This window comes from Pantoea sp. DY-15 (genome assembly GCF_019795935.1).
Lineage (GTDB): Bacteria > Pseudomonadota > Gammaproteobacteria > Enterobacterales > Enterobacteriaceae > Pantoea > Pantoea leporis.
The window spans coordinates 13639-27265 of sequence record NZ_JAIMIF010000009.1; the positions used below are offsets into that span (position 1 = coordinate 13639).

The 13627-nt window shown below is 56.7% G+C and carries 10 protein-coding genes; 6 read left to right on the forward strand and 4 right to left on the reverse strand.

Going from position 1 to position 13627, the window contains the following annotated elements:
* Positions 1-131: 131 nt before the first annotated feature.
* Together argE and ppc are read left to right on the forward strand one after the other, a co-directional pair.
* Complete coding sequence (gene argE / locus K5Y32_RS23985) at positions 132-1280, forward strand: acetylornithine deacetylase (protein ID WP_007885409.1); 1149 nt, start codon at positions 132-134, stop codon at positions 1278-1280.
* 247 nt (positions 1281-1527) lie between these two features.
* Positions 1528-4179, forward strand: a complete 2652-nt coding sequence (ppc, locus tag K5Y32_RS23990; RefSeq protein WP_222186069.1) for a phosphoenolpyruvate carboxylase — start codon at positions 1528-1530, stop codon at positions 4177-4179.
* 124 nt (positions 4180-4303) lie between these two features.
* Here ppc and metF read toward each other — a convergent pair whose 3' ends face one another.
* The 3 genes from metF to metB all read right to left on the reverse strand — a co-directional run bounded on the left by metF (position 4304) and on the right by metB (position 9014).
* Entirely contained in the window at positions 4304-5200 is an 897-nt protein-coding gene (metF, locus tag K5Y32_RS23995) for a methylenetetrahydrofolate reductase (RefSeq protein WP_222186070.1), read from the reverse strand.
* Positions 5201-5418: 218 nt separating this feature from the next.
* On the reverse strand, positions 5419-7851 hold the full coding sequence (locus tag K5Y32_RS24000; RefSeq protein WP_222186071.1) for a bifunctional aspartate kinase/homoserine dehydrogenase II: 2433 nt from the start codon (positions 7849-7851) through the stop codon (positions 5419-5421).
* A 2-nt stretch (positions 7852-7853) separates the two neighbouring features.
* Positions 7854-9014, reverse strand: coding sequence for a cystathionine gamma-synthase (gene metB / locus K5Y32_RS24005; RefSeq protein ID WP_008109665.1), 1161 nt, complete (start codon positions 9012-9014; stop codon positions 7854-7856).
* On the opposite strand from metB, the gene K5Y32_RS24010 reads away from it, so the two are divergent.
* Both K5Y32_RS24010 and metJ read left to right on the forward strand, forming a co-directional pair.
* Complete coding sequence (locus K5Y32_RS24010) at positions 9013-9243, forward strand: hypothetical protein (RefSeq protein ID WP_217550441.1); 231 nt, start codon at positions 9013-9015, stop codon at positions 9241-9243. The two genes, metB and K5Y32_RS24010, sit on opposite strands and share 2 nt — an antisense overlap.
* A 45-nt stretch (positions 9244-9288) precedes the next feature.
* A complete protein-coding gene (gene metJ / locus K5Y32_RS24015; RefSeq protein ID WP_007885403.1) occupies positions 9289-9606 on the forward strand; it encodes a met regulon transcriptional regulator MetJ in 318 nt (105 codons plus the stop codon).
* Between the two features lie 77 nt (positions 9607-9683).
* Here metJ and rpmE read toward each other — a convergent pair whose 3' ends face one another.
* The gene (rpmE, locus tag K5Y32_RS24020) at positions 9684-9899 is read right to left on the reverse strand and encodes a 50S ribosomal protein L31 (RefSeq protein WP_007885402.1); all 216 of its coding nucleotides are present in this window, start codon (positions 9897-9899) and stop codon (positions 9684-9686) included.
* Between the two features lie 210 nt (positions 9900-10109).
* Here rpmE and priA point away from each other — a divergent pair, with 210 nt between their 5' ends.
* Complete coding sequence (gene priA / locus K5Y32_RS24025) at positions 10110-12308, forward strand: primosomal protein N' (protein WP_110868178.1); 2199 nt, start codon at positions 10110-10112, stop codon at positions 12306-12308.
* A gap of 166 nt (positions 12309-12474) precedes the next feature.
* Positions 12475-13512, forward strand: a complete 1038-nt coding sequence (cytR, locus tag K5Y32_RS24030; RefSeq protein WP_061720292.1) for a DNA-binding transcriptional regulator CytR — start codon at positions 12475-12477, stop codon at positions 13510-13512.
* Positions 13513-13627: the final 115 nt, after the last annotated feature.

Sequence of the window (13627 nt, forward strand, 5' to 3'; positions counted from 1 at the left end):
GCGGCCTTGCCCCGTTGCCCAGAATGCCGTTTGCAGAAGATTTGATGCTTCACATGCAAGCGACGTTATTGTATTTTTATTCACTATTAATGCATGAATATTGATACATCCTAACCCAAGGACCGTCAACAGTGAAGACAAAATTACCACCTTTTATCGAACTCTACCGCCAGTTGATTGCCACGCCATCAATCAGCGCAACCGATAGCGCACTGGATCAGAGTAATGAAACTTTAATCAATTTGCTGGCCGGCTGGTTCCGCGATATTGGCTTCAGTGTCGAAGTGCAGCCGGTGCCTGGCACGCGGCATAAATTCAACATGCTGGCGCGCAGCGGATTGGGCGCAGGCGGCTTGTTATTGGCCGGTCATACCGACACCGTGCCTTACGATGATGGCCGCTGGACGCGCGATCCTTTCACGCTGACCGAACACGACAACAAGCTGTACGGCCTGGGCACCGCCGATATGAAAGGCTTCTTCGCCTTTATTCTGGATGCGCTGCGTGACGTTGACGTGACCAAACTCAGCAAGCCGCTCTACATCCTCGCCACCGCCGACGAGGAGACCACCATGGCGGGCGCTAAGTATTTCTCTGAATCAACGCAGCTGCGTCCGGATTGCGCCATCATCGGCGAGCCCACCTCGCTTAAGCCGGTGCGCGCGCATAAAGGTCATCTGTCGAATGTGATTCGTATTCAGGGGCAATCAGGCCACTCCAGCGATCCGTCACGCGGCGTTAACGCCATTGAACTGATGCATGAATCCATTACCCAGCTGATGCAGCTGCGTAACACGCTGAAAGAGCGTTACAACCACGATGGTTTTGCCATTCCTTATCCAACCATGAACTTTGGGCATATTCATGGTGGCGACGCGGCCAACCGCATCTGCGCCTGCTGTGAATTGCACATGGATATTCGCCCGCTGCCGGGCTTAACCCTGAGCGATTTGGATGGTCTGCTGAATGACGCGCTGGCGCCGGTAAGTGCGCGCTGGCCGGGACGTCTCACCGTAGGCGAGCTGCATCCGCCGATTCCAGGCTACGAATGTCCGGCCGATCATGAGCTGGTGCAAGTGGTGGAGAAGCTGCTGGGCGTACCAACCGAAGTGGTGAACTATTGCACTGAAGCGCCTTTTATCCAGCAATTGTGCCCAACGCTGGTATTAGGCCCGGGATCTATCAATCAAGCCCATCAACCTGATGAGTTTATTGATACCGCATTTATCAAGCCGACTCATGCGCTTATCACCCAGGTCGTACAGCATTTTTGTCATTGATGAACAACAAATGGGGCATTTCACTGTTAAATCAGCAAATTGCCCCGTCATTGTTCGGGATTTGATAATAAGAATAACTTATCTCGCTTCGATGCAAGCAAATTCTTTGAATTTCCGCCATTTAGCAGCACATTTACGTAGATTTAAGGCAATTGACGCGCAGGAAGATACGTGGCTAGATAAAAGACGATGTTATGCCCGTTGGGCGTAAGAGTATTAAAAAAGACGATAAGGGTGTCAGGGTCCAATGAACGAACAATATTCCGCAATGCGAAGTAATGTCAGTATGCTCGGCAAACTGCTCGGGGATACGATTAAGGATGCACTAGGAGAGAACATCCTCGACCAGGTGGAGACCATCCGTAAACTCTCTAAGTCATCCCGTGCGGGAAATGACACTCATCGTCAGGAACTGCTGACCACGCTGCAAAATCTGTCGAATGACGAGCTGCTGCCGGTGGCGCGTGCGTTTAGCCAGTTCCTTAATCTCACCAACGTGGCAGAACAGTATCAAACCATTTCGCGTAGCGGCGATGGGGCGAACCATCCTGAGCTGCTGAAAAAGACTTTCGAGCGTCTGAAACAGCAAGGCGATATCAGCGAAGCGGCGATCCGCCAGTCGATTGAAGAGCTGTCGCTGGAGCTGGTGCTGACTGCGCACCCCACCGAAATTACCCGCCGCACGCTGATCCATATGCTGGGCGAAGTGAACAGCTGTTTGCAGCAACTCGATCACAGCGATATCTCTGACTACGAACGTACCCAGGTGATGCGCCGTCTGCGTCAGCTGGTGGCGCAAGCATGGCACACTGACGAGATCCGTAAATACCGTCCAACACCGATTGATGAAGCCAAATGGGGCTTTGCCGTGGTGGAAAACAGCCTGTGGCAAGGCGTGCCAGCCTTCCTGCGTGAGCTGAATGAGCAAGTGGAAGAGACTTTTGGCATTAAGCTGCCGGTCGATTTCGTGCCGATTAAATTTACCTCGTGGATGGGCGGCGACCGTGACGGCAACCCGAACGTTACCGCACCGATTACCCGCCACGCGATGCAGCTGAGCCGCTGGAAAGCCGCTGACCTGTTCCTGCGCGATATCGGCGTACTCATTTCTGAGCTGTCGATGTCCGAATGCAGCGACGAAGTGCGCGAGCTGTGCGGCGATGCGGACGCGCTGGAGCCGTACCGTATGGTGCTGAAGCGCATCCGCGGCCAGTTGATGACCACGCAGGCCTATCTTGGCCGTCGTCTGAAAGGCGAGCGCCTGCCGCGTCCGGCCGATCTGCTGGTCTCCAACGATCAGCTGTGGGATCCGCTGTTCGCTATCTATCAATCTCTGCAGCAGTGCGGCATGGGCATCATCGCCAACGGCCAGCTGCTGGATACGCTGCGCCGCGTGAAGTGTTTCGGCGTGCCGCTGGTGCGTATTGATATCCGTCAGGAGAGCACCCGCCATACCCAGGCGATTGCCGAAGTAACGCGCTATCTCGGCCTCGGTGATTACGAAAGCTGGTCAGAAGCGGATAAACAAGCCTTCCTGATTCGCGAACTGAACTCTAAGCGTCCGCTGTTGCCGCATCAGTGGGAGCCGGGCGATGAGACGCGCGAAGTGCTGGATACCTGCAAAGTGGTGGCCGAAGCGCCGCAGGGTTCAATTGCTTCCTACGTGATCTCCATGGCGAAAACGCCGTCGGACGTGCTGGCCGTGCATCTGCTGCTGAAAGAAGCCGGCATTCCTTACGCTATGCCGGTTGCGCCGCTGTTCGAAACCCTTGATGACCTGAACAACGCTAACGACGTGATGACGCAGTTGCTGAACATCGACTGGTATCGCGGCTTTATCAATGGCAAACAGATGGTGATGATTGGCTATTCCGACTCGGCGAAAGATGCCGGCGTGATGGCCGCCAGCTGGGCGCAATATCAGGCGCAGGATGCGCTGATCAAAACCTGTGAAAGCGCGGGCATCACGCTGACGCTGTTCCACGGACGCGGCGGCTCAATCGGTCGTGGCGGCGCACCAGCCCATGCGGCGCTGTTGTCACAACCGCCAGGCAGCCTGAAAGGTGGCCTGCGCGTAACCGAACAGGGCGAGATGATTCGCTTCAAATACGGTTTGCCAGAAGTCACCATCGCCAGCCTGTCGCTTTACACCGGCGCGATTCTGGAAGCCAACCTGCTGCCTCCGCCGGAACCAAAGCGCGAATGGCAGGAGATCATGAATGGCCTGTCGGCGCACTCCTGTGCGATGTATCGCGGCTATGTGCGTGAGAATCCGGACTTCGTGCCCTATTTCCGCTCGGCCACGCCAGAGCAGGAGCTGGGCAAATTGCCGCTGGGTTCACGTCCGGCTAAACGTCGCCCAACCGGCGGTGTGGAATCGCTGCGTGCCATTCCGTGGATCTTCGCCTGGACGCAGAACCGCCTAATGCTGCCAGCCTGGCTGGGCGCGGGTGCCGCGTTGCAGAAAGCGATGGATGAAGGTCATCAGGATGAGCTGGAGAACATGTGCCGCGAGTGGCCGTTCTTCGCCACACGCCTTGGCATGCTGGAGATGGTGTTCTCGAAAGCCGATCTGTGGCTGGCGGAGTACTACGATCAGCGTCTGGTGGATAAATCACTGTGGTCGCTCGGCAAGCAGCTGCGCGATCAGCTGGATGCGGATATCAAAGCGGTGCTGACCATCGCGAACGATGCCCATCTGATGGCTGACCAACCGTGGATTGCCGAGTCCATCGCGCTGCGTAACGTTTATACCGATCCGCTGAACGTGTTGCAGGCTGAACTGCTGCATCGTTCGCGTGCGCAGGAAGAGCGCGGTGATGAGCCAGATGCGCGTGTTGAACAAGCGTTGATGGTGACGATCGCAGGTGTTGCAGCGGGTATGCGTAATACCGGTTAATCTAGTGACATGATGTGAAAAAGGAGCCAACTGGCTCCTTTTTTATTGTTTTACCGGTGCGCATGAATGCGCACCCTACAAAACCGGCAATCAGTAGGGTCGCCATTCATGGCGACCACCAAACTTAACCACCTATCGCCGGACGCACGCCCAGCGTGTGGCAAATGGCGTAACTCAACTCGGCGCGGTTCAGCGTATAGAAATGGAAATCCTTCACCCCTTCCCGCGACAGGATTTTCACCATGTCCATGGCGACGCTGGCACCCACCATTTTGCGCGTTTCCGGATCGTTATCCAGACCTTCAAACATCGCACTCATCCAGCCCGGCACCCGCACATTGGTCATGGTGGCGAAGCGTTGTAGCTGTTTGAAGTTAGAGACCGGCAAAATACCCGGCACGATTTCCACGTCGATACCGGTTGCGACACAGCGATCGCGGAAGCGCAGGTAGCTTTCCACGTCGAAGAAGAACTGCGTGATGGCGCGGTTAGCACCGGCATCAATTTTGCGTTTCAGGTTAATCAAATCGGCCTGCGCGCTTTTCGCTTCGGGATGCACTTCCGGATAGGCCGCCACCGAGATGTCGAAATCGCCAACGTCTTTCAGCAGCGCCACCAAATCCGAACCGTACATCTCCGGCTTGCCGCTGCCTGGCGGTAAATCACCGCGCAGTGCCACGATATGACGAATGCCGCTATCCCAGTAATCACGCGCGATACCGCGCAACTCATCACGCGTGGCATCGATGCAGGTCAGATGCGGTGCGGCTTCCAGACCGGTACGATCTTTAATGCCTTTGATAATGCTGTGTGTACGATCGCGCTCGCCCGAGTTAGCGCCATAGGTGACGGAGACGAATTTCGGCTTTAGGCTGCTCAGTCGATCGATTGAGCTCCACAGGGTTTCTTCCATTTCACTGGTACGTGGCGGGAAAAATTCGAAAGAGACATTAATTTGCCCGTTCAGCTCAGCCAGGCTCTGGTTCAACGCTTCGCGTTGATTGGCGTGAAAGAAACTCATCCTAATTACCTCGTCATCACATATCGATTATTTTGCGGCCTTCGAACATCCATACGTTTAGACGTCCAGATGCACAAAATGAACGATTCACACGCCAGCGTCAACTGAAAATTAATGAACAGGCGTGACAAATCTTCACTCAAGGTGAAGGCGTTTCATGATGCGCGGGAGAAGGTGAAGAATGCAGACGGACGATGCCGTCTGCAGAGTGAGGCAGATTACAGCAGCTGTGCGAGGCGGTTGATATCCGATTGCAACGCGCCCGCCGTAACATCGCGGCCTGCGCCCGGTCCGCGAATCACCAGCGGATTATCGCGATACCAGCGGCTTTCGATGGCAAACACGTTATCGCACGGCAGCAATGCGGCCAGCGGATGCTCGGGGCGCACCGCTTCCACGCCGACGCGCGCTTTGCCATTGGCATCGAAGCGCGCCACGTAACGCAGCACTAAACCCATCTCCTGCGCCGCTTCCAGACGCTGCAGCATCTGGTCATTCAGCTCGTCGGCGTTTTCGAAGAAGTGATCAATCGACTCACCGTCGCAAATCGCCGGCACCAGCGACTCGACACGCACCTGATCCGGCTCGATGTCGTAGCCCGCTTCACGCGCCAGAATCACCAGCTTGCGCATTACGTCCTGCCCGGATAGATCAACGCGCGGGTCCGGTTCGGTCAGGCCTTGCTGCCACGCCTGATCGACCAGCTCGCTGAACGGCACCGTGCCGTCAAATTGCAGGAAAAGCCAGGAGAGCGTGCCAGAGAAAATGCCGCTGATCGCCAGAATGCTATCGCCGCTTTCGCGTAAATCGCGCACCGTGTGATTGACCGGCAAACCGGCACCGACGGTGGCGTTATACAGCCAGTGACGACCGGTTTTGGCGAAAGCATCACGCACCTGACGCCAGCTCTGACCGCTCGACGCACCAGCAACCTTGTTGGCGCTGATAACGTGGAAGCCGTGGCTGGCGAAATCGTGATACTGCTGCGCCAGCTGCTCGCTGGCGGTGACGTCCAGCACCACTAAATCATCGAACGGGTGCGCACGCATCCACAGGAACAGCGACTCTTCATCGCGCTCGATCGCTTCATCATCAAAGAACGCCAATGCGCGGCTGGCTTCCAGACCGTCGTAGCTCAGCAAACTACGGCTGCTGTCTGCCACGCCCGCCAACACATACTCAAATCCCGTACGCGCCGACAGCGTTTCCTGCTCGCGGGCAAACAGCTCCAGCCAGCGTGAACCGATGTTGCCTTTGCCGAACAACATCAAACCGATGCGTTTTTCTGCGCGGAACAGCGACTGATGCAGTCCCTGAATCAGGTGCTGCGTCGGGCCGACGCGCAGTACCGCCACGATGCTGATGTGATCTTCCGATTGCCAGACAAACTCCACCGGCTGATCTTTGATCTGCTGCCAGAAGCGGTGGCTGTGCAGCGGATTACGCGTCACGCCCGCGCCCACCAGCGCCACCAGCGCTAAGCCGTCGCGCAGCTGCAGATGGCCCGGCAGTGCGGCGTCCTGCAACAGGTTGAAGGCGCTATTCACCACTTCCGAGGTGTAACACAGCTGTAGCAGGCGACGATCGGGATGCACGCCGATCGCCAGCGGGCGCAGCTGCGCGCGCTTCAGCAGCAGATCGATCTCTTTCTGCTGGGTTTTGAAATCGTGATTATCGGGGATTTGAATCTCCACCAGACACACATCATCGTGGCTGGTGACGATACGCGCGCCTGTGCCGGAGGCCAGCACGCGCTCAATGCGCGTCGAGCCCTGCTCCGGTTGATAGCTGCAACGCAGCTGCAAGTCGATGTCGCTGTTAGAAACCGGCTGCAAGGTGCGGGTGTGTAGCACCGGCGCCGCCAGACGCGCCAGCTCGCTGGCTTCATCAAGACGCAGCAGCGGCAGCAGGCACGCATCAGAGACTTTACGCGGATCGGCGCTGTAAACGCCCGCCACATCGCTCCAGATGGTCACGCGCCCCACGCCCGCCAGCGCACCAATCTGCGTTGCCGAGTAGTCCGAGCCGTTACGCCCAAGCAGCACGGTTTCACCCGCTTCGCTGCGGCTGATAAATCCGGTCACCACTAAACGCTTATGCGGATGCTGCGTTAACAACTCCTGCAGCAGCGGCCAGGATTTGCCTTCATCAACCTGCGGCTGCGCGGCACGTTCAGCACGCAGGAAGTCACGCGCATCCAGCCAGGCGGCTTCGATCTCGCGCTGGCTCAAAACCGCAGCCATCAAGCGCGCTGACCAGATTTCGCCGTGCCCCACCACTTCGGCATATACCGCGTCGGTGATGGTGCCATCGAGCAGCGCCGCCAGTCTTTCCAGATCGCGTATAAAGGAAGACGTCAGGGTTTCGGCATATTCAGCAGGCAGCAGCGCAGCAATTAACTCGCTGTGAAAACGCCGTAAAGCCTGTTGCACCTGATGAGCAGATAAGCGATCGCTCTGGCTCAATTTCAGCCAGCTGATCAACTGGTTAGTGGTGCTGCCTGCGGCAGAGACCACCATTAAGTCGCCTGGCTGGCTGTAATCCGCCATGATGCTGGCCACGCGCTGATAGCAACGTGCGTCGGCCAGGCTACTGCCACCAAATTTATGCAACTGCTTGATCGGCGTTCCCGCGCCCACTGAACTCGTCATGATTACTCCTCGGCTGCGATCCGGAATGCATTATCCAGATCGGCGATTAAATCTTCGTGATCTTCAATCCCAACAGAAATACGCAGCAGTGTTTCCGAAATTCCCGCTGCCGCGCGCGCTTCTGCAGACATGCCGGCATGCGTCATGGTCGCGGTATGCGAAATCAAACTCTCTACGCCGCCCAGCGATTCGGCCAGTGTGAACAGCTGCAGCGCTTTCAGGAAGCGGCGCAGGCGAGCCTCATCGGCATCGATTTCGAAACTCAGCATGGCACCAAAACCACGCTGCTGACGTACCGCAAACTCATGACCGGCATTTTCCGGCAGGGACGGATGATACAGTTTTTTCACCAGCGGTTGTTGCTTCAGGTAATCAACGATCGCCAATGCATTGCGTTGTGCTGCGGCGATGCGCGGCGACAGCGTGCGCAAACCGCGCAGCAGCAGGTAGCTATCAAACGCCGCGCCGGTTACACCAATATTATTCGCCCACCACGCCAGATCGGTGGCCATCGCCGGATCTTTCGAAATCACCGCGCCTGCCACCACATCTGAATGACCATTCAGGTATTTGGTGCAGGAGTGAACAACCAGATCGGCACCCAGCGCCAGCGGGTTTTGCAACGCCGGGCTGAGGAAGGTGTTGTCCACCACGCTAATGGCACCCGCTTCACGCGCGGCGGCGCAGATGCTGGCGATATCGACCACACGCAGCAGTGGATTGCTTGGGCTTTCGACCAGCACCAGTTTTGGCTTCTCGGCCAGAGCAGCGGCCAGCGCCGCTTTGTCGCCCTGATCGACAAACTTCACGCGATACGCGCCGCGCTTGCTCAGGCTATCGAACAGACGATAGCTGCCGCCGTAACAGTCGTGTGGCGCCACCAGCAGATCGCCCGGCTTCAGGAACACGGTTGTCACCAGATGAATCGCTGACATGCCGGTATTGGTCAATACCGCGCCTGCGCCACCTTCCAGTTCTGCCAGCGCGCGCTGAACCACATCGCGCGTTGGGTTACCACGACGTGAATAGTCATGCGCACGCGGCTCATTGAAGTCGAGGAAGTTATAGGTGCTGGAGAGATGAATCGGTGGGACAACGCAGCCATATTGCTCGTCATCATTCAAACCGCTACGTACTGCGATGGTTGCCTGTTTACGCGTCATGGTGCTTACTGTTCCTGAAGAAAAAGAAGAGCAACAGGATAACATTCCGCACATAGACGTCAATACATCTGGACATCTAAATGTCTTTGCGTATAGATTGAGCAAATCATCAATAACCGCTAAAATTGTCCGTCATCGCCTGGTGTTCAGCGCGCTTTCCTTTGCAGAAGCGGTGCTCAAGCATAAAACCTGCGGTTTAAGGGGTCAGGCATCGAAAAATCGGGCATAATCAACGGATTTCCCAATATTCAACTTTTATTGATTAAGGTAACCCATGGCTGAATGGAACGGCGAATATATCAGCCCTTACGCTGAACATGGCAAAAAGAGCGAGCAGGTTAAGAAAATCACAGTTTCTATCCCGCTGAAAGTGCTGAAGATTTTAACGGATGAGCGTACCCGCCGTCAGGTGAACAACCTGCGTCACGCCACCAACAGCGAACTGCTGTGTGAAGCCTTTTTGCATGCTTTCACCGGGCAGCCTCTGCCAAACGATGTCGATTTGCGTAAAGAACGCAGCGATGAGATTCCGGAAGAAGCGAAACAGATTATGCGTGAAATGGGCATCGATCCCGATAGCTGGGAATACTGAAGCCAGAAATAAAAAAACCCAGCCGAGGCTGGGTTTTTTCTTGCTGCCGAATCGCGAAGATTCGACGGCCAAAAATCTTATTTCTTGCTTGCTGGCACGCTGAAACGCTTGTTGAAGCGATCTACACGGCCACCGGTGTCAGCAATACGCTGCTTACCAGTGTAGAACGGGTGGCATTTGCCGCACACGTCCAGGTTCAGACCAGAAGCCATGGTTGAACGGGTGTTGATCACGTTACCGCAAGAGCAAGTCATGGTTACTGCTTCGTACTTAGGGTGAATACCTTGTTTCATGGGAGAACCTCATAAAAGGCCGTGTCGCTCTCCGTGCCAGGCTCAGCCTGCACAGCACCACACGCGGTTGAACATTAAGTGTATGCTCCGACAAGTGATCTCATCGAAGGCGGCATAGTATACAGAAATTAACCGGTTTTAGCAAATAGCCGCTTCCTAATTAGCCGTGTACACTACTTCTCCTTAATTCAGAACCGGATAGAGATTCAGATGCCCGTTGTTCAGGTTGCCCTGCCCGTTCCGCTACCTCGTCTGTTTGATTACTTGCTGCCTGCCGATGCGCCGCAGCCGGTAGCGGGCGCACGCGTGAATGTGCCGTTCGGCAATCGCAAAATGATCGGCATTGTGATCGGTACGCGTGAGACCAGCGATCTGCCGCTGACGCAGCTCAAGCAGATAGAGAGCGTGCTCGACGATCAAAGTCTGTTCTCGCCCGCCCTGTGGCGCATTTTGCATTGGGCCGCCAACTATTATCATTCGCCGCTCGGCGAAGTGCTGAGCCATGCGCTGCCGGTGCTGCTGCGTCAGGGCAAACCCGCGCAGGAAGCGCCGCTGTGGCAATGGGTGATCAATGATGCTGGCCGTGAAGTGGCGATGGAGAGCCTGAAGCGCGCGCCGAAACAGCAGCAAGCGCTGGCGATGCTGCGTCAGCGACCGCTCTATCGTCATCAGGTCAGCGAACACGATTTTACCGATGCCGCGCTGCAAGCGTTGCGCGCAAAGGGCTTGTGCGAACTGCGTGAACACACGCCGCAGATGCACGACTGGCGTACCAGCTTTGCCGTCAAAGGGGATCGCCTGCGCCTGAACACCGATCAGGCGATGGCGGTGGGCGCGATGCGCAGTGAAGACGATCACTATGCGCCTTGGCTGCTGGCCGGGATTACCGGTTCGGGTAAAACCGAGGTGTATCTCAGTGTACTGGAGAACGTGCTGGCACGCGGCAAACAGGCTTTGGTGCTGGTGCCGGAAATCGGCCTGACGCCGCAAACTATCGCCCGCTTCCGCGAACGCTTTGATGCGCCGATTGATGTGCTGCACTCAGCGCTGAATGACAGCGAACGCCTCGCCGTCTGGCTGCGCGCGCGCAGCGGCGAAACGGCGATTGTTATCGGTACACGCTCGGCGCTGTTCACGCCGCTGGCGCGTCCCGGCGTCATCATAATTGATGAAGAGCACGACAGCTCGTACAAACAACAGGAAGGCTGGCGCTATCAGGCGCGCGATCTGGCGGTGTTCCGTGCGCATGAGGAAGATATTCCAATTGTGATGGGTTCCGCCACGCCGGCGCTGGAAACCTTGCACAACGTGCGCGTCGGCAAATATCGCCAGCTCAATCTCACTAAACGCGCGGGCAATGCTAAACCGGCGTTACAGCAGCTGATCGATCTTAAAGGCCAGCAGCTGAAAGGCGGATTGGCGCCAGCACTGCTCGGCAAAATGCGCCAGCATCTGCAGGCCGACAATCAGGTTCTGCTGTTCCTCAATCGCCGCGGCTTCTCTCCGGCACTGATGTGCCACGATTGCGGTTGGCTGGCCGAGTGCCAGCGCTGCGATAGCTACTACACGCTGCATCAGAACCATCGCCAGTTGCGCTGCCACCATTGTGATAGCCAGCGTCCGCTGCCGAATCAGTGCCCGAGCTGTGGTTCAACACATTTGATGCCGGTTGGCGTCGGTACCGAACAGCTGGAACAGCAGCTGGGTACGCTGTTCCCCGGCGTGCCGGTATCGCGCATCGATCGCGACACCACCAGCCGTAAAGGCGCACTAGAGCAGCATCTGGCCGATGTGCATCGCGGCGGCGCGCGCATTCTGGTAGGCACGCAGATGCTGGCGAAAGGCCATCATTTCCCTGATGTCACGCTGGTGTCGCTACTGGATGTTGATGGCGCGCTGTTCTCGGCCGATTTCCGCGCCGCCGAGCGTTTCGCTCAGCTCTATACGCAGGTCGCGGGTCGCGCCGGTCGTGCGGGTAAACAGGGCGAAGTGTTGCTGCAGACCCATCATCCGGAACATCCATTGCTGCAAACATTGCTGCATCGCGGCTATTTCGCCTTTGCCGATCAAACGCTGCTGGAGCGTCAGTCCGTTCAGCTGCCGCCGTGGACCAGCCATGCGCTGTTCCGCGCTGAGGATATGGATAACCAGCAGGCGGCGGAATTCCTCACACAGCTGCGTAATTTGCTGGAAGCCAGCCCGCTTAAAGATGAGGCGATGTGGCTGATGGGTCCGGTTCCGGCGTTGGCACCGAAGCGCAGTGGGCGCTGGCGCTGGCAGCTGCTGTTGCAGCATCCGTCGCGCAAACGTCTGCAACAGCTGCTGAGCGGATCGCTGCCGCTGATCGCCACCTTGCCGGCCTCGCGTAAAGTGAAATGGACGCTGGATATCGATCCCACCGAGAGCTAAGCCGCGCCACATCTGCGAGCCAGATCGAAAAAAGTCGCACAAGTCACAATTTTTATGCAAATTAAGTAACAACCCGACGCGACCTTGGGTTAACAATAGTGCCGACCCGGTTGAAGCCCGGTAATGTCTGAAAATCAATGCGCTGTACCGCGTCAGGAGTTATACGTTGGACCAGAAGCAACCCTCCACCGCCGCCACCATGAAAGATGTGGCCGAGAAAGCAGGCGTTTCAACCGCTACGGTTTCACGTGCGTTGATGAATCCAGAAAAAGTCTCTGCTGCTACCCGGCTCAAGGTCGAAAAAGCGGTGATTGCCGTGGGTTATGCGCCGCACGGTTTGGCGCGCAATGCCAAACGCGGTGAAACGCAAACCATTCTGGTGATTGTCCCGGACATCTGCGATCCCTTCTTCAGTGAGATCATTCGCGGCGTGGAAGTCACCGCTGCGCATGAGGGGTATCTGGTACTGATTGGCGATTGCGCGCATCAGAATAAACAGGAAAAAACCTTTCTGAATTTAATGCTGACGCGACAGATCGACGGCATGGTGCTGTTGGGTTCACAGCTGCCGTTTGAGGCGGGCATTGAAGATCAGCGCAACCTGCCGCCGATGGTGATGGGCAACGAATTTGCGCCGGAGATGGCATTACCAACGGTGCATATCGATAACCTGACCGCCGCCTTTGAAGCGGTGAATCACCTGCTGCAGCTTGGCCATCGCCAAATCGCCTGCATCACCGGGCCAGAACACATTCCGCTGAGCCAATATCGTTTGCAGGGCTACATTCAGGCGCTGCGTCGCAGCAGCATCGCCATCGACCCAACGATGATTGTGCACGGCGACTTCACCTTTGAAGCCGGCGCGAATGCGCTTAAGCAGTTGATGAGTTTGCCGCAGCCGCCGAAAGCGATTTTCTGCCATAGCGATTTGATGGCGCTGGGCGCGATGAATCAGGCACGCAAATTGGGCATGCGCATTCCGCAGGATCTGTCGGTGGTGGGCTTTGATGATATCGAACTGGCGCAATACTACGATCCGCCGCTGACCACCGTGGCACAGCCGCGCTTTGCCATTGGTCGTGAAGCGATGCTGCTGTTACTTGATGAGCTGCAGGGTAAACGCGTGAATAACGGTTCGCGCCTGCTGGATGCGGAGCTGCGCGTGCGCGGCAGTACGGCACCGGCGGCAAAACGTGAAAAATAGCGCTTAGACGCCTGCATTTTCAGCGGATTCTGAAGGCAGACTGTGCTGGTCAAAGTTCCAGCCCTTGCGTAACATGGCGCATTCATTGCCGGGCAATTAACAGCACATTTACATG

Excerpts from the sequence above, each read along its gene's own strand:
- ppc (WP_222186069.1), top strand. The coding sequence starts at position 1,528 with ATGAACGAACAATATTCCGCAATGCGAAGTAATGTCAGTATGCTCGGC.
- metF (WP_222186070.1), bottom strand. The coding sequence starts at position 5,200 with ATGAGTTTCTTTCACGCCAATCAACGCGAAGCGTTGAACCAGAGCCTG.
- K5Y32_RS24000 (WP_222186071.1), bottom strand. The coding sequence starts at position 7,851 with ATGACGAGTTCAGTGGGCGCGGGAACGCCGATCAAGCAGTTGCATAAA.
- K5Y32_RS24010 (WP_217550441.1), top strand. The coding sequence starts at position 9,013 with ATGGTGCTTACTGTTCCTGAAGAAAAAGAAGAGCAACAGGATAACATT.
- metB (WP_008109665.1), bottom strand. The coding sequence starts at position 9,014 with ATGACGCGTAAACAGGCAACCATCGCAGTACGTAGCGGTTTGAATGAT.
- metJ (WP_007885403.1), top strand. The coding sequence starts at position 9,289 with ATGGCTGAATGGAACGGCGAATATATCAGCCCTTACGCTGAACATGGC.
- rpmE (WP_007885402.1), bottom strand. The coding sequence starts at position 9,899 with ATGAAACAAGGTATTCACCCTAAGTACGAAGCAGTAACCATGACTTGC.
- priA (WP_110868178.1), top strand. The coding sequence starts at position 10,110 with ATGCCCGTTGTTCAGGTTGCCCTGCCCGTTCCGCTACCTCGTCTGTTT.